The 14,751-nt window shown below is 67.3% G+C and carries 16 protein-coding genes; 8 read left to right on the forward strand and 8 right to left on the reverse strand.

From position 1 onward, the window contains the following. Nucleotides 1-80 precede the first annotated feature (80 nt). Nucleotides 81-1,955 (forward strand): alkyl/aryl-sulfatase, encoded by a 1,875-nt coding sequence (locus AC5Y7E_RS02340; RefSeq protein ID WP_499947300.1) that lies wholly within the window; start codon nucleotides 81-83, stop codon nucleotides 1,953-1,955. 7 nt (nucleotides 1,956-1,962) lie between these two features. On the opposite strand, the gene AC5Y7E_RS02345 is transcribed toward AC5Y7E_RS02340, so the two are convergent. The 6 genes from AC5Y7E_RS02345 to AC5Y7E_RS02370 all read right to left on the reverse strand — a co-directional run bounded on the left by AC5Y7E_RS02345 (nucleotide 1,963) and on the right by AC5Y7E_RS02370 (nucleotide 7,386). Next, nucleotides 1,963-2,931, reverse strand: a complete 969-nt coding sequence (locus AC5Y7E_RS02345) for an NADPH:quinone oxidoreductase family protein (RefSeq protein WP_499947301.1) — start codon at nucleotides 2,929-2,931, stop codon at nucleotides 1,963-1,965. Beyond that, nucleotides 2,931-3,554, reverse strand: a complete 624-nt coding sequence (locus tag AC5Y7E_RS02350) for a TetR/AcrR family transcriptional regulator (protein WP_499947302.1) — start codon at nucleotides 3,552-3,554, stop codon at nucleotides 2,931-2,933. The genes AC5Y7E_RS02345 and AC5Y7E_RS02350 overlap by 1 nt, the downstream gene beginning before the upstream one ends. Continuing rightward, nucleotides 3,535-4,818, reverse strand: coding sequence for an acyl-CoA dehydrogenase family protein (locus tag AC5Y7E_RS02355; RefSeq protein WP_499947303.1), 1,284 nt, complete (start codon nucleotides 4,816-4,818; stop codon nucleotides 3,535-3,537). The genes AC5Y7E_RS02350 and AC5Y7E_RS02355 overlap by 20 nt, the downstream gene beginning before the upstream one ends. 18 nt (nucleotides 4,819-4,836) lie before the next feature. After that, a complete protein-coding gene (locus AC5Y7E_RS02360) occupies nucleotides 4,837-5,601 on the reverse strand; it encodes an SDR family NAD(P)-dependent oxidoreductase (protein WP_499947304.1) in 765 nt (254 codons plus the stop codon). A 1-nt stretch (nucleotide 5,602) separates the two neighbouring features. Continuing rightward, nucleotides 5,603-6,643: a phosphotransferase family protein gene (locus AC5Y7E_RS02365; RefSeq protein ID WP_499947305.1), complete on the reverse strand. Its 1,041-nt coding sequence runs from the start codon at nucleotides 6,641-6,643 to the stop codon at nucleotides 5,603-5,605. A 71-nt stretch (nucleotides 6,644-6,714) separates the two neighbouring features. Continuing rightward, the gene (locus AC5Y7E_RS02370) at nucleotides 6,715-7,386 is read right to left on the reverse strand and encodes a class I SAM-dependent methyltransferase (protein ID WP_499947306.1); all 672 of its coding nucleotides are present in this window, start codon (nucleotides 7,384-7,386) and stop codon (nucleotides 6,715-6,717) included. 74 nt (nucleotides 7,387-7,460) lie between these two features. Here AC5Y7E_RS02370 and AC5Y7E_RS02375 point away from each other — a divergent pair, with 74 nt between their 5' ends. Both AC5Y7E_RS02375 and AC5Y7E_RS02380 read left to right on the forward strand, forming a co-directional pair. After that, on the forward strand, nucleotides 7,461-8,096 hold the full coding sequence (locus AC5Y7E_RS02375) for a histidine phosphatase family protein (protein WP_499917221.1): 636 nt from the start codon (nucleotides 7,461-7,463) through the stop codon (nucleotides 8,094-8,096). A 63-nt stretch (nucleotides 8,097-8,159) separates the two neighbouring features. After that, the gene (locus AC5Y7E_RS02380) at nucleotides 8,160-9,206 is read left to right on the forward strand and encodes a phosphotransferase family protein (protein WP_499947307.1); all 1,047 of its coding nucleotides are present in this window, start codon (nucleotides 8,160-8,162) and stop codon (nucleotides 9,204-9,206) included. On the opposite strand, the gene AC5Y7E_RS02385 is transcribed toward AC5Y7E_RS02380, so the two are convergent. Beyond that, nucleotides 9,203-9,553, reverse strand: a complete 351-nt coding sequence (locus tag AC5Y7E_RS02385; protein WP_499947308.1) for a LapA family protein — start codon at nucleotides 9,551-9,553, stop codon at nucleotides 9,203-9,205. The genes AC5Y7E_RS02380 and AC5Y7E_RS02385 overlap by 4 nt on opposite strands. Before the next feature lie 100 nt (nucleotides 9,554-9,653). Here AC5Y7E_RS02385 and AC5Y7E_RS02390 point away from each other — a divergent pair, with 100 nt between their 5' ends. From AC5Y7E_RS02390 to AC5Y7E_RS02410, 5 genes are read left to right on the forward strand one after another with little or no spacing between them, the layout of a single operon-like run. After that, nucleotides 9,654-10,601 carry an ABC transporter substrate-binding protein gene (locus AC5Y7E_RS02390; protein ID WP_499947309.1) on the forward strand — a complete coding sequence of 316 codons (948 nt, stop codon included), beginning with the start codon at nucleotides 9,654-9,656 and terminating at the stop codon, nucleotides 10,599-10,601. 1 nt (nucleotide 10,602) lies between these two features. Next, nucleotides 10,603-11,715, forward strand: a complete 1,113-nt coding sequence (locus tag AC5Y7E_RS02395) for an ABC transporter ATP-binding protein (protein WP_499947310.1) — start codon at nucleotides 10,603-10,605, stop codon at nucleotides 11,713-11,715. A 3-nt stretch (nucleotides 11,716-11,718) separates the two neighbouring features. Then, the gene (locus tag AC5Y7E_RS02400; protein WP_499947311.1) at nucleotides 11,719-12,405 is read left to right on the forward strand and encodes an ABC transporter permease; all 687 of its coding nucleotides are present in this window, start codon (nucleotides 11,719-11,721) and stop codon (nucleotides 12,403-12,405) included. Further along, nucleotides 12,402-13,118 carry an ABC transporter permease gene (locus AC5Y7E_RS02405; protein ID WP_499917215.1) on the forward strand — a complete coding sequence of 239 codons (717 nt, stop codon included), beginning with the start codon at nucleotides 12,402-12,404 and terminating at the stop codon, nucleotides 13,116-13,118. The genes AC5Y7E_RS02400 and AC5Y7E_RS02405 overlap by 4 nt, the downstream gene beginning before the upstream one ends. Then, the gene (locus tag AC5Y7E_RS02410; RefSeq protein ID WP_499947312.1) at nucleotides 13,119-13,718 is read left to right on the forward strand and encodes a putative glycolipid-binding domain-containing protein; all 600 of its coding nucleotides are present in this window, start codon (nucleotides 13,119-13,121) and stop codon (nucleotides 13,716-13,718) included. It abuts the gene before it with no gap. Here the strand turns inward: AC5Y7E_RS02410 and AC5Y7E_RS02415 are convergent. Then, nucleotides 13,681-14,625, reverse strand: coding sequence for a prephenate dehydrogenase (locus tag AC5Y7E_RS02415; protein WP_499947561.1), 945 nt, complete (start codon nucleotides 14,623-14,625; stop codon nucleotides 13,681-13,683). The genes AC5Y7E_RS02410 and AC5Y7E_RS02415 overlap by 38 nt on opposite strands. Nucleotides 14,626-14,751 lie beyond the last annotated feature (126 nt).

A 14,751-nucleotide genomic window follows, 5' to 3' on the forward strand; every position in this document is an offset into this window, starting at 1 on the left:
GTTGCTGTGTTCATTAATTGGACGGCGAAAAGCCGTCGGAACAACCTTGGCCGATGGCGCATTAGTGGCAAGGTAAGGCGGTGGACCACAAATCGCCCAGCGCAATCATCGAATCGGCCCATCGCGAACATGTTCTGCCGTTCCATGATGAGAAGGATTTCGCCGACGCCGACCGCGGATTCATTGCCGCCCTGTCCCCGTGCGTGATCAAAGCGGCCGACGGGCGGGTGGTATGGGACAACGACGCCTATTCATTCTTGGACGGCCCCGCCCCGACGTCGGTGCATCCCAGTCTCTGGCGACAATCGACGCTGGCCGCCAAGCAAGGCCTTTACGAAGTGGTTCCCGGCATCTATCAGGTACGCGGTTTAGACCTCTCGAACATCACCTTCGTCGAGGGCGACAGCGGCATCATCGTCATCGACCCACTGATTTCCACGGAGGTCGCCGCCGCGGCGCTGCGGCTGTATCGCGCCCATCGCGGCGGCGACCGCCCGGTGGTCGCGGTGATCTACACCCACAGCCACGCCGACCATTTCGGCGGCGTGCTTGGCGTCACCTCGCAGGAGGACGTCGATGCCGGTGCGGTGGCCGTCCTGGCACCGGAGGGCTTCACCGAGCATGCGGTGCAGGAAAACGTCTACGCCGGGCCGGCGATGACGCGACGCGCCACCTACATGTACGGCATGCTGCTCGAGTGCGGGCCGCGCGGCCATGTGGGGTGCGGGCTCGGCCAGGCCGGATCCACCGGCGAAGTCGCGCTCATCGTGCCGACCGTCGACATCAGGGAAACCGGTGAGCGACACACGATCGACGGCGTCGAGATCGAGTTCCAAATGGCGCCCGGCACCGAGGCGCCCGCCGAAATGCATTTCTATTTCCCGCGTTTCCGTGCCTTGTGTATGGCCGAGAACGCCACCCACAACCTGCACAACCTCTTGACCCTGCGCGGCGCCCTGGTGCGCGACCCGCACGCCTGGTCCGGATACCTCACCGAAGCGATCGACACGTTTGCCGACCGCGCCGACGTCGTGTTCGCCTCCCACCACTGGCCGACCTGGGGACAGGACAACATTGTTGCGTTCCTGTCGCTGCAGCGCGACCTGTACGCGTACCTGCACGACCAGACGCTGCGGCTGCTCAATCGGGGCTACACCGGTGTCGAGATAGCCGAAATATTCCAGATGCCACCGGCTCTCGATCAGGTCTGGCATACGCGCGGGTACTACGGCTCGGTGAACCACAACGTCAAGGCGGTATACCAGCGTTACATGGGGTGGTTCGACGGCAACCCCGGACGCCTGTGGCCCCATCCGCCCGAGGCGCTGGCGCCCCGCTACGTCGGCGCGATGGGCGGCATCGACCGAGTCGTCGACCTCGCCAGGGAGGCGTTCGACTCGGGTGATTACCGTTGGGCGGCAACTCTTTTAGACCATGCGATGTTCACCGACAGCGCGCACCCGGGCGCCCGCGCGTTGTACTCGGACACGCTCGAGCAGCTGGCGTACGGGGCCGAAAACGCGACTTGGCGCAACTTCTTCCTCAGCGGCGCAGCGGAATTGCGCGACGGAAACTTCGGCACCGCGACCACGACGACGTCTATCTCGATGCTCAGCCAGCTGACGCCGGAGCAGATCTTCGACAGCCTGGCTATCCGGGTCAACGGACCGCGCAGCTGGGATCTTGACATCACCATCGACGCCACGCTTGCCGACGCGGCGGTCAACTATCGACTCGCCCTGCGCAACGGCGTGCTGGTCCAGCGCAAGGTGGCGGCGGATCCATCGACGGCGACGGTTACGGTGCGGCTGGCCAACAAGATTCGGCTGCTATCGGTGGCGGCGGGTGACTTCACCTCGCCCGGCCTGGAGCTCACCGGTGATCAGGACGCCCTGCAGGCCTTCCTCGGCGCGCTCGACCAGCCCGACCCGAACTTCAACATCGTCACGCCGTGACGCCGCTTCACGCGACGTCGATCACCACCTTGCCCAGCACCTTGCGGTCGGCCACATGCCGTAACGCCGCCGCGGTCTCCGAGAGCGGGAATCGCGCGCCGATGTACGGCCGCACCGTGCCGGCAGCGAACATCTGCGCCAACTCCGCCAGGTCGCGCACGGCCTCGTCGGGCCGGTCGGTCATGAAGGTGCGGATCTCCATGCCGCGCACGCAGATGTCTTTGAGCAGAATGAGATTGAGCGGGATGGCCGGGATGGAGCCGGCGGCGTAGCCCAGCGTGACGAAGGTGCCGCCCCGCGCGAGACCGCGCAGCGCCGGCTCCGAGTAACGTCCGCCGACCGGGTCGAGCACCACGCGGGCGCTGTCGCCGGTGAGTTCACGGATCCGCGTTTTGAGGTCCTCGCGGTGGTAGTCCACGGTGGCCTCGGCCCCACGCTGCCGGCACAGCTCGAGCTTCTCCGGGCTCGACGCCGCGGCCAGCACGCGGGCCCCCATCGCCGCCGCCAGGTCGACCGCGGCCAGCCCCACGCCGCCGGCGGCCCCGAGGACCACCACCCAATCTCCCTGCGTGACAGCGGCCGTCGAGCGCAGCGCGTGATAGGCGGTGCGGTAGGTGACGCCGAAGGCCGCGGCCGACGCGAAGTCGGCGTCGTCGGGCACCAACTCGGCCTGGCTCGCGTCGAGCAGCGCTAGTTCGGCGAACGCCCCGAAGGTGGTTCCGCAGACCCGCTGCCCGGGACGGAACGGCGCGCCCTCCCCGGCGGCGACGACCTCCCCGGCGATCTCGTTGCCGGGTATGAACGGAGGCGGAATTTTGACCTGGTACTTGCCGGCGATGAACAACACGTCGGGGAAGTTGACTGCGGCGGCACGGACCCGCACCAGCAGTTGTCCGGGCGCCGCAACGGGATCGGGCACGTCGTCGATCACCAGGTCCTCGGGTGTGCCATACGCACGACAGATCACCGCGCGCATCAACCGACCCCCAATCCCCGTACACAGAACCGCACCACGTGCGCGATGTCGTCCGCTCCGGGCTGCGCGGCCGAACCCACGTAGCGACGCATGGTAGCGGCGGTGCAGCTGAACACGGCCTCGACATCCCGCTCGACATCGCTACTGCCCAGCGCCGCAATGGGTTCGACGAGCAGCTCGCGAAGCGGCCGCATCATCTCCCGGTCGGCCGCGCGCCAATTGGTGCCGGCCGACATCTGGCCGGCCGCCGCGCGGGTCATGCTGATCAGGTGCGGGTCGGCGACCTGGGCCAGCGTGCCCTCGATCCACCGCATGACCTTGTCGCGGGGGTCTGATTCCTTGGCCATCTGGTGCTCGAGGTAGGAGACCACGATGGCCACCCCGCGTTCCATCACCGCCAGGATCAGGTCGTCCTTACCGGCGAAATATCGGTAGAACGCCTTGTTCGACGAGCCCGCCTCGGCGACGATGTCGCTGACCCGGGGCGCTTCGGGCGCAACGCGTTGCATGACGCGCACCGCGGCGGCCAGGATGCGTTCCACCTCCTCAGTGGCCTCGCGCTGGCGGTCGTCGAGCGCGCGTTCGACCGCCGCGCTCACCCGGTCAGAGGTCAACGAGCTCACCGTATTTGGCGCGCGCGGCCGCGCGCCGCACATCGAGCATCTCGCTGGGCCAGTCGCCTTCTTCGGCCTCGTAACCCTTGAGCAGCATCCTGGCCAGGTTCACCTTGTGCGCCTCGGTGGGCCCGTCGGCCAGGCCCAGCGCGATGCCGCCGAGCAGGACGTTGACCAGTGGCAGCTGATCGGTGAGCCCCAGCGCCCCGTGCACCTGGATCGCCCGCAGGGCAATCGATTTGAGCACCTGCGAGGCCAGGATTTTGCAGGCGGCGATCTCGGCGCGGGCGGCGCGCTCGTCACCCTGGTCGATCAACCACGCCGCGTGCAGCACGGTCAGCCGGAACGGGATCAACTCGGTGTAGGAGTCGGCGACGAACTCCTGCACCAGTTGTTTGTCGGCCAGCAGGCTGCCCTGGGTGAAGCGGCTTTTCGCCCGGCGCGACATGATCTCGACGGCGCGCTGCGCCATCCCGATGGAGCGCATCGCGTGGTGCAGCCGCCCGCCGGCCAGCCGGGTCTGCAATATCAGGAATCCCTGACCCGGCTCTCCCAGCAACGCGTCGGACGGCACTCGCACGTCGTTGTAGTGCACCAGGGAATGGCCCGGCTCGTGCGGGTCGGCCCCGACCAGATGGTGGTTGGCCTCCACGACCAGTCCCTCGGTGCCCGCCGGGATCAGGAACGTCGACGCGCCGGTATGCACCGGCACATCGGGGTCGGTGATCGCGACGACGATGAAGAAGGAGGCGACGGAGGCGTTGGAGGAGAAGTACTTTCGCCCGGTGATCACCCAGTCGTCGCCGTCGCGCACGGCCCGGGTGGTGAACACCCGCGGGTCGGCGCCGCCTTGCGGCTCGGTCATCGAGAAGCACGAGAAGATCTCTCCGGACAGCAGGCCCGCCAGATAGCGGTCCTTTTGTTCCTGGGTCCCGAAGCGGGCGATGATCTCGGCGTTGCCGGTGTCGGGCGCCTGCGTCCCGAACACGATCGGCGCCCAGGGGCTGCGGCCCAGGATCTCGTTGATCAGCGTCAGCTTGACCGCGCCGAAGCCCTGCCCACCTAGCTCCGGGCCCAGATGCGGTGCCCACAAACCGTTGTCGCGCACCTGCTGTTTGAGCGGGTCGACGATGCGGCGTCGCTCGTCGTTCAGCGGCAGAAATTCACACCCGGGGAAAAGCACCTCGAGCGGTTCCACCTCGTCGCGAACGAACCCGCGGATCCATTCGAGCTTGTCTTCGAACTCGGGCTCGGTAGAAAAGTCCCAGGACATCGCGCAACCTCCTGCTCGCTAAGGGATCCCGCCGTCGGCCCGCAAAATCGAGCCGGTGGTGAAGCTGGACGCGTCGGACGCCAAAAACAGGGCGGCGCCGACGATTTCGCGTGGGTCGCCCGCGCGCTGCAAGGAAAGGTGCTTGAACGGATTCTGAGGTGCCGCATCGAGATTCCAGGCCTTGCTCACGTCGGTGAGGAACGGCCCGGCCATCAGGGTGTTGACCCGCACCGCCGGGCCGAACGCCTTCGCCAGCGCCTCGGTCATGGCGTTCAGACCGGCCTTGGCCGCGGCGTAGGGGACGATGTCGGGTGTCGGCCGCAGCGAGCCGGCCGTACTCACGTTGATGATCGAACCCCGCCCGGCAGCCACCATGCGCTCACCGACCAACGCCGACAACCGGAACGGGCCCTTGAGGTTGAGATTGACCACGGCGTCGAACAGCTTCTCGGTCACGTCGGTGAGCTTGTCGTACAACGGCGACATGCCCGCGTTGTTGATCAGCGCGTCGACCTTGCCGAACCGCTCGTAGGTCGCCTCGACCAAGCCGTCCAACTGATCCCAGCGCCCCACGTGCACCTGATACGGCATGGCCGCACGGCCGGTCTCGGCCTCGATCTCCTTGGCGGTGGAGGCGCAGTTGTCCAGGTTGCGGCTGGCGATCACCACATCCGCTCCGCAGCGCGCCGCGCCGAACGCCATCTCACGTCCCAGCCCGCGGCTGCCGCCGGTGATCAGGACGACCCGGTCGGTGAGGTCGAAAAGCTGCTCGGCATAACCCATTTCAGGACACCCTGTTGGATCGGGCGAGTTCGGCTGCCGTCGCGATGAGTTGCAAGATCATCGGCCCGAACGCGTCGGTGATCTTGGGGTCGACCTTCCCGGTGCGCACCCCGGCAGCGTAGGTCTTCTCCAGCACGATGCCCAGCTTCCAGTTGGCCAGCACCAGGTAGTAGTCGATGTCCTCGGTCGACAAGCCGCTGACGGTTTCGTAGTGGTCCAACAGCTCGCTGCGCGTAGGCATGCCGCGCATGTCGAGATAAAACCCGTCCTCGCGCGGCTTTTCACCGTCGTAGCCCAGTAGGCACCACGCCAGGTCGAGCAGCGGATCGCCGACAGTGGTCATCTCCCAGTCCACGATCGCGGCAAGGCGCGCCGGCTCGCCGTGCGCGAACATCACATTGGCGAACTGATAGTCGCCGTGCATGATGCCGGCCCGGTAGTGCGCCGGACAGTTGCGGCGCAGCCAGTCGGACGCCTCGTCAAGACCGGGCAGCTCGCGGACCTTATAGGCGTCCAGAAACGCCAGCCAGCGATCGACCTGCCGCTCGTGGAATCCGTCGGGGCGGCCGAAGCCTTCGAGCCCTTGCTTGCGCCAATCCACCCGGCCCAGCCTTGCCGCGCCGTCGACCAATTGGAAGGCCAGGCCGCGCCGGGCCGCCAAGTCGGTGTCGAACGGCGGTTGCCACCCACCGTCCATCGGGCTCCACCCGTCGATCGCCTGCATGACGTAGAACGGCATCCCGAGCACGTCGCCGGTGTCGTCGGCGGCGATCAGCGCCGCGTGCGGGACATCCGTGCCGGACAGCGCGCGAACCAGGCGAATCTCCCGCAGCAGCCCGTCGATGCGGGCGGCGTCCGCCCGGGGACCGGGCATCCGCAGCACCATGCGCCGGCCGGCGCGCTCGATCAGGTAGAGGGTGTTCTGCGAACCGCCCTTCAGTTGGGTCAGCTGCGGTTCTTCCCCGTTCCCCGGTGCGTCGTTGGCGTCCAGCCACCGGGCGAACACGGCCGCGTCGAGTCCCGATTCACCCACGTGAGTCACCCCGCATCGCCGCACATCACAATCTCTGTGCGGAGAATAGCATTCTCCGCGCGTGCCGTGGCGCCGTCGGGTCAGTCTGGCTTGTGCGCGCTCAACAGGAACCCGGGAGCCATGAAGTGGCCCTCGTCGTCGTGGTCGAGATGCGCCAGCGGATTGTCCGGCGACCCGGCGGCGTCGTCTGTGCCGTACACCCTGGCCGCGCGAACCTCGTCGACCCGCCACAGCGTCGCGACGGCATCGCGCAGTTCGGTTTCGGTGAAGCCGGGTGGGCCCGGCCGGCCCGAATGGGCATCGTCCAGTGCCCCGGCGGCGAAGGCCAGGATGTACAGCGAGGCTCCCGGCGCCGCCGCGCGAAAGATGGACTGCACGTAGTCATGGCGCCGTTCGGGTGGCAGCGCATGGAACAGCCCGCTGTCCAGGATGGTGGAGAAGCGGCCGTCATAGCCGCCGAATCTGTTGACGTCGGCCTGGGCGAAAGTCGCCGTGGCGAGCCCTTGTTCGGCGGCCGCGGCGGTGGCCGCGGCAATCGCGGTCGCGCTGGCATCCAGGCCGACCACGGTGTAGCCGAGCGCGGCAAGGCTCAGCGAGAGCGCGGCGTGGCCACAGCCGGAGTCCAGCACCTCGCTGCGCACCTTGCCTTGGTCGATGAGCAGCGCCAGCTCCGGCTGGGGCCGGCCGATGCTCCACGGGGGCGGGGCGGCCTGCCGGTAGGCGGCGTCCCAATCCCTATCCGGTTCGGTCATCGGTCCTCCTCGAGATTGGCGTCACCCGGCGATGAGAAACTGGCGCTGCCAACCATCGAACGACAGGAAGACATATGCAAGTGCTTCTGGTCCGGCACGCGCTGCCGCTGCGCAGCGAACACGGCCAAGGTTCCGACCCGGATCTGTCGGAGGAAGGGTTGGCGCAGATCGAGCGACTCCCCAAGGCGCTCGCCAGGTTTCCCATTGCCCGCGTGGTGAGCAGTCCGCAGCGCCGGGCCATCCAGACCGCCGAGCCGGTCGCGGCGGATCGCGGGCTGACCGTCGAGGTCGACGATCGCTTCGCCGAGTACGACCGCGACCTGCCGGTGTACATCCCCGTCGAGCAGATCCGCGCGGAGATGCCCGAAGAATGGGCGCGACTGGCTCAGGGGCATCTACCCAGCGCGGTCGACGAGGATGCGTTTCGTGACCGGGTGCGCGCCGCGGTCGACGACCTCGTCGCCGCCGCCGACCCCGACGACACCGTCGCGGTGTTCAGCCACGGCGGGGTCATCAACGTCCTCTTGCACGAAATTCTGGGCACCGCCCGGCTGCTGTCCTTTCCCGTCGACTACGCGTCGGTCACTCGGCTGTTGTTCTCTCGGTCCGGTCAGGCGACGGTCGCCGCGGTCAACACGACCGAACACGTCTGGGACCTGTTGCCGCGAAACCAAAGGATGCTCGACGACGACGCCGGCCGCGGCGGCTGAGCGAAAGATCGGCACATTGCAGGTGGTGCACCGCGTCGGGCTCGGCGATGGTAGACAAGTTCGGTGACTTCAGCTGACCAACTCGAGGGGCTCGACCTGGCCTCGCTCGACCGGTACCTGCGTTCACTCGGGATCGGGCGAGACGGCGAGTTACGCGCGGACTTCATCTCCGGTGGTCGCTCCAATCTGACGTTCCGCGTCTACGACGACAGCACCAGCTGGCTGGTGCGGCGACCGCCCCTGCACGGCTTGACACCGTCGGCGCACGACATGGCCCGCGAGTACCGCGTCGTTGCGGCGCTACAGGACACACCCGTTCCGGTGGCACGCACGATCGCGCTCTGCGAGGACGATTCGGTGCTGGGCGCCCCCTTCCAGATCGTCGACTTCGTCGACGGCCAGGTGGTACGTCGTCGCGCTCAACTGGAATCGTTCAGCCACACCGTCATCGGCGGCTGCGTCGACTCGTTGATCCGGGTCCTGGTCGATTTGCACCATGTCGACCCCAGCGCCGTCGGCTTGGCCGATTTCGGCAAGCCCAGCGGTTATCTGGAGCGTCAGGTGCGGCGATGGGGTTCGCAATGGTCGCTGGTGCGGTTGCCCGAGGATCGGCGCGATGCCGACGTCGAACGGCTGCATTCCGGTCTGGGCGAGGCCATTCCGCAGCAGAGCCGCACGTCGATCGTGCACGGCGATTACCGGATCGACAACACGATCCTGGACGCCGACGACCCGACCAAGGTCCGCGCCGTCGTCGACTGGGAGCTCTCCACGCTGGGCGATCCGCTGTCCGACGCCGCCCTGATGTGCGTGTACCGCGACCCCGCCCTGGATTTGATCGTCAACGCGCAGGCCGCTTGGACATCGCCGTTGCTGCCGACGGCCGACGAACTGGCCGACCGGTATTCGTTGGTGGCCGGTACACCGCTGGCGCATTGGGAGTTCTACATGGCGTTGGCCTACTTCAAGCTCGCCATCATCGCCGCGGGCATAGACTTCCGCCGCCGGATGTCGGATCAAGCCCGGGGCGCGGACTCCGACCACGCACCGGAGGTGGTGGCGCCGCTGATCTCCCGGGGTCTGGCCGAACTGGCCAAGCTGCCCGGCTAGCGCGCGACGGCCGCGTGGCTTTTCTTCGCCGCGCGGCGAAGCTGCAAGATCCGTGCGGTGCCGGCCGCAACCGTGATCAGGCCGCCGACCACGGCGGCCAGCAGGATAGCCACGCCCAACGGCAGGCTCCAGTGCCAGCCCAGGAACTTGAAGTCCGTCGGCGACGTGTTCTGGGTAATGAAAATCAGCAACAGGATCAGGATTACGAATCCGGCGACCAGCGACGACCACAGCGCTCCGGCGCGGGTAAAGCCAATGGCCGGTTGCTTGGTGGTTGCGCCCGTTTTGGGTGCAGGATCGGGCTGGGGAGGTGGCTGGCCGGGCGAGGCAGGGGTTTGGCTGCTCATAGTGCCATCTTTGCCCCATCCCGAGCAGATTGAAACCGATTCACCGCAACCGGTCCTCGGGGACCGGCATCGGCGCCGTTCGGGCGTTAGGGTCGGCGGTATGACGGCACTGCCGCGACGTCGGAGCGCGATTACGCGCGCGGCGGCATTAGTGCTGGCGATGTCCGTCGTTGCGGCGTGCAGCAATTCCGATCCGTTGGGAGCGCAGGTTCGCAGCCCCAACTCCGTCGTCATCGGCTCCGGCGATTTCCCGGAGTCGCAGATCATCGCCGAGATCTACGCACAAGCGTTGCAGGCCAACGGTTTCGAAGTGGGCAAGCGGATGGGCATCGGCAGCCGCGAAACGTATATCCCTGCGCTCAAAGACCATTCCATTGACCTGGTGCCGGAGTACATCGGCAATCTGCTGCGCTATGTTTGGCCGCAGTCCGACGCCACCACATTGGAAGCGGTCGAGCGGGAGCTCGACCAGCGCCTGCCCGACGGCCTGTCAATTCTGACGCCCGCGCCGGCCGCCGACACCGATACCGTCACGGTGGCCGGGCAGACGGCGAAGTCCTGGAATCTGAAGGCGATCGCCGATTTGGCGGCACATTCGCCCGACGTGCGATTCGGGGCGCCCTCGGCCTTCGCGACCCGTCCGGCGGGCCTGCCGGGGCTGCGGCAGAAGTATGGGCTCGACATCAGACCGGGCAACTTCGTCGCCATCGACGACGGCGGTGGCGCGGTCACTGTGCGCGCGTTGCTCGAGGGAAGGGTGAATGCCGCCAATATCTTCACCACATCGCCGGCGATACCGCAGAACCATTTGGTGGTCCTCGACGACCCCGAACACAACTTCGTAGCCGGAAACATTGTGCCGCTTATCAATACGCAGAAGAGGTCCGACCGTCTCAAGGTCGTTCTGGACGCGGTCTCGGCGAGGCTGACCACCTCAGGTGTCGCTGGACTCAATGCCGCGGTGTCGGGAAACTCGGGCATCGACCCTGACGAGGCGGCGCGAAACTGGGTGAAGGACAACGGCTTCGACCACGCGATCGGAGGATGACTTGATCATCTTCGACAACGTCAGCAAGGCCTTCGCCGACGGCACCACCGCCGTCAACCAGCTGAGCCTGACCGTCCCCAACGGCAAGCTGACCGTCTTCGTCGGGTCCTCGGGCAGCGGCAAGACCACGGCGCTGCGCATGATCAACCGGATGATCGAGCCCACCTCGGGAAGCATCTCGATCGACGGCGTCGATGTCTCCAGCCGCGACCCGGTAAAGCTGCGATTGGGAATCGGATACGTCATCCAGCACGCCGGCCTGATGCCGCACCAACGCGTAATCGACAACGTGGCAACGGTTCCCGTCTTACGCGGCCAGTCTCGCAGGGCCGCCCGCAAGGCCGCCTACGCGGTGCTCGAACGGGTGGGGCTGGACGCCAAGCTCGCAACCCGTTACCCCGCGCAGCTCTCCGGAGGCGAGCAACAACGGGTCGGCGTGGCGCGGGCGCTGGCCGCCGACCCGCCGATCCTGTTGATGGACGAGCCGTTCTCCGCCGTCGATCCGGTGGTTCGCCACGACCTGCAGAACGAGATACTGCGCCTGCAAGGCGAAATGCACAAGACGATCGTCTTCGTCACCCACGACATCGATGAGGCGCTGCGGCTCGGCGAACGGGTGGCGGTGTTCAAGGGCGGCTCATTACAGCAGTACGACGAACCCGGCCGGCTGCTGTCGCGGCCGGCCAATGATTTCGTGTCCAGGTTCATCGGGCTGGGCCGAGGTTATCGATGGTTGCAGCTTCTCGACGCGACCGGTCTGCCGTTACACGACGTCGAGCGGATCGCGGCCGACAAGCTCTCCGGGGCAAGGCTTTCCGACGGTTGGGCGGTCGTCGTCGACGACGACGGTGCGCCGCTGGGCTGGATCGACGAGGCGGGCCTGCGTCGGCATCGCGACAATGTGTCGTTGTCCGAAAGCGTGAGCGGCATCGGATCGCTGCTTAGGCCGCGGGGCAATCTGAGCCAGGCGCTGGATTCCGCGCTGTCGTCGCCGTCGGGCATCGGCGTCGCGGTGGACGACGCCGGCAAGGTGATCGGCGGTGTGCTGGCCGCCGACGTGTTGGCCGCGGTCCAGGCCCAGCGGCTGGGCGCCGCGGAACCTCGAGGGACTTAGCCGATGCACTACCTGCTGACCCACCTCGACGACGCCCGGACGCTGACCGCGGAACATCTCTGGCTGGCCTTGGTGCCGGTGCTGATCGGGCTGGCGATCGCGCTGCCGCTGGGCATGCTGGTGCAGCGCACGCGAATCGCCCGCCGGCTCACGACGGCGGCCGCCAGCGTCGTGTTCACCATTCCATCGCTGGCCCTGTTCGTGGTGTTGCCGATGCTGATCGGGACCCGCATCCTCGACGAGGCCAACGTCATGGTGGCGTTGACGGCCTACACCGCCGCCCTGCTGGTGCGCGCGGTGCTCGAGGCGCTCGACGCGGTGCCGGCCCAGGTGCGTGACGCCGCCACCGCGGTCGGCTATCCTCCGCTCACACGGATACTGAAAGTTGAACTGCCGCTGTCGATTCCGGTACTCGTTGCCGGGTTGCGGGTGGTCGTGGTCACCAACATCGCGATGGTTTCGGTCGGTTCGGTGATCGGCATCGGTGGCCTGGGCAGCTGGTTCACCCAGGGCTACCAGACCAACAAGAGCGATCAGATCCTGGCGGGCATCATCGCGCTGTTCCTGCTGTCGGTGGTCATCGATGTGCTGATCGTGTTGGCCGGCCGGTTGGCCACACCGTGGGCACACGCCACCCGGAGCACCGGCCGCCGTTCGGTCGTGGCGCCCGTAGTGGGTGGCGCGCGGTGAACTTCGTCGAGCGGGCGATCTCCTACGTGCTGACCGCCGACAACTGGACGGGCCCGGTGGGGCTCGCGGCCCGCATCCTCGAGCATCTCGAGTACACCGCCCTGGCGGTGGCGGCCTCGGCGCTCATCGCGATTCCCGTCGGCTTGATCATCGGGCACACCGGCCGCGGCACCCTGCTGGTGGTGGGTGCCGTCAACGGCCTGCGCTCCCTGCCGACGCTGGGCGTGCTGCTGTTCGGGACGCTGCTGTTCGGGCTGGGGCTCGGTCCGTCGCTGGTGGCGCTGATGCTGCTGGGTGTGCCCGCGTTGTTGGCCGGCACCTACGCCGGGATCGCGAACGTCGAGCCGACGGTCGTCGATGCGGCCCGCGCGATGGGTATGACCGAGGCCCAGGTGCTGATGCGCGTCGAAGTGCCGAATGCGTTGCCGTTGATCCTCGGTGGGCTCCGCAGCGCGACGCTGCAGGTGGTCGCCACCGCGACGGTGGCCGCCTACGCCAGCCTCGGCGGTCTGGGCAGATACCTGATCGACGGGATCAAAGAACGTGAGTTTCATCTCGCCCTTGTCGGGGCGTTGATGGTGGCCGCGTTGGCGCTGGTGCTCGACGGACTGCTGGCTCTGGCGGTGTGGATTTCGGTGCCGGGCACCGGGCGGTTGCGGCGAACATACCGGGCACTTCCGCAGCGGTTGGCGGGCACGTCTTACGGTAGATGAGTGAACGCAGCCCCCTCTGACCCGTCTCGCCGCGTGTGGCAGGCGATGCTCACCTGGCGCGCACATGATGCTCCCCGGATGGAATCGGTACGAGTTCAGTTGTCCGGCAACAGAATCAAGGCCAATGGCCGCATCATCGCCGCCGCCACCGATACCCACCCGGCGTTCGGCGCCTATTACGACTTGCTGACCGATGAGACCGGCGCCACCAAGCGGCTCGGCATGACCGTGACCCTGGCTGAGCGTGAGCGCGTCTTCTCGTTCGCCCGCGACGAGGAGAACATGTGGTTGGTCACCGACCATCAGGGCGAGCACCGCGCGGCCTACAACGGTGCGCTCGACATCGACGTGGAGTTCAGCCCGTTCTTCAATGCGCTGCCCATCCGGCGGCTCGGGCTGTACGAGCGAGCCGCCTCGGTCACGCTGCCGGTGGTCTATGTGAACATGCCGGAGATGTCGATCACCGCGGACACCGTGAGCTACAGCAGCACCGGCAGTCTGGACGCGATCAAATTGCGCTCGCCGATCTCCGACACCACGGTGAGCGTCGACGACGAAGGCTTCATCGTCGACTATCCAGGCTTGGCAGAGCGGATCTGATCACCCCGCCGGCCCGGCCCGCCGCGGCCAGTTCCTGACGCCAGTTCTCCGCCCCGACGATGACGTGGAAGATGTCGGAGCGCGGGAAGCTGTCGTAACGCGTTCGCGCGGCGTGGCCGGCGTCGACGAGGTCGGCGACCGAGTTATGGGACGCCAGCGATTGCCGGGCGCGTTTCAGCAGCTCGATCGCGCGATCGGCCGTGGGCACCAGTTGATCGGAGTTGCCTTCGCACATCGCCCGGACCAGGTCCGGGGCCGTGGCCGCCACCCGGGTCCCGTCCCGGAATGACCCGGCGGCCAACGCGAATGCCAGCGGGACGTCTGCGGCCACGACGGCCAGCGTCTCGGCGAGCAGGTGGGGCAGATGCGAGATGGCCGCCGCGGCGGCGTCGTGCTCGTCGGACCTGGCCGGCACGACCACCGCGCCGCAGTCCAGGGCCAGCGTCATCACCGTCGACCAGACCGAAGGATCGACATGATCGTCGACGCTGATCACCCAGGGGGCCCCGGTGAACAAACCGGCGTAGCCGGCGGCCCATCCCGAATGCGCGGTGCCCGCCATCGGGTGGCCCCCGACGAACCGCTTCAGCAGACCGGCCGCGACCACCTGATCGAGCACCGCTTGCTTGACGCTGGTGACGTCGGTCAATGCGCACTCCGGAGCGTTCTCCTTGATGTGGGCGAGCATGCCCGCCATCGCTGGCATCGGCACGGCCAGCACGATCAACGCTTCGGAGGCGGCGGCGCGAGACAGCGTCGCGATCAGATCGGTGTCGGCGTCGAAGCCGTCGGCGGTCGCGGCGTGCGCGCCCTCCACCGACCGGTTGTAGCCGAACACCTCGCGGCCGGCCGCCGTTGCGGCCCGCATTATCGAGCCACCGATCAACCCCAGCCCGAGCACACACACCGGTGTCTTAGAAGGAGGGCTTGCCACATTCCAAGGTTGGCACATCCGGCTGGGAACGGCGCCGTCAGATCTCGCGGCTACCAGGCGCCATCTGGTCAGGGGCCTGGTCAGGGACTACCGTAAGCG

The organism is Mycobacterium sp. NGS17 (genome assembly GCF_059813205.1).

Bases quoted from the DNA above. Each gene is read 5' to 3' on its own strand.
- AC5Y7E_RS02345 (WP_499947301.1), bottom strand. From the start codon at position 2,931: ATGCGCGCGGTGATCTGTCGTGCGTATGGCACACCCGAGGACCTGGTG.
- AC5Y7E_RS02355 (WP_499947303.1), bottom strand. From the start codon at position 4,818: ATGTCCTGGGACTTTTCTACCGAGCCCGAGTTCGAAGACAAGCTCGAA.
- AC5Y7E_RS02360 (WP_499947304.1), bottom strand. From the start codon at position 5,601: ATGGGTTATGCCGAGCAGCTTTTCGACCTCACCGACCGGGTCGTCCTG.
- AC5Y7E_RS02370 (WP_499947306.1), bottom strand. From the start codon at position 7,386: ATGACCGAACCGGATAGGGATTGGGACGCCGCCTACCGGCAGGCCGCC.
- AC5Y7E_RS02375 (WP_499917221.1), top strand. From the start codon at position 7,461: ATGCAAGTGCTTCTGGTCCGGCACGCGCTGCCGCTGCGCAGCGAACAC.
- AC5Y7E_RS02385 (WP_499947308.1), bottom strand. From the start codon at position 9,553: ATGAGCAGCCAAACCCCTGCCTCGCCCGGCCAGCCACCTCCCCAGCCC.
- AC5Y7E_RS02390 (WP_499947309.1), top strand. From the start codon at position 9,654: ATGACGGCACTGCCGCGACGTCGGAGCGCGATTACGCGCGCGGCGGCA.
- AC5Y7E_RS02400 (WP_499947311.1), top strand. From the start codon at position 11,719: ATGCACTACCTGCTGACCCACCTCGACGACGCCCGGACGCTGACCGCG.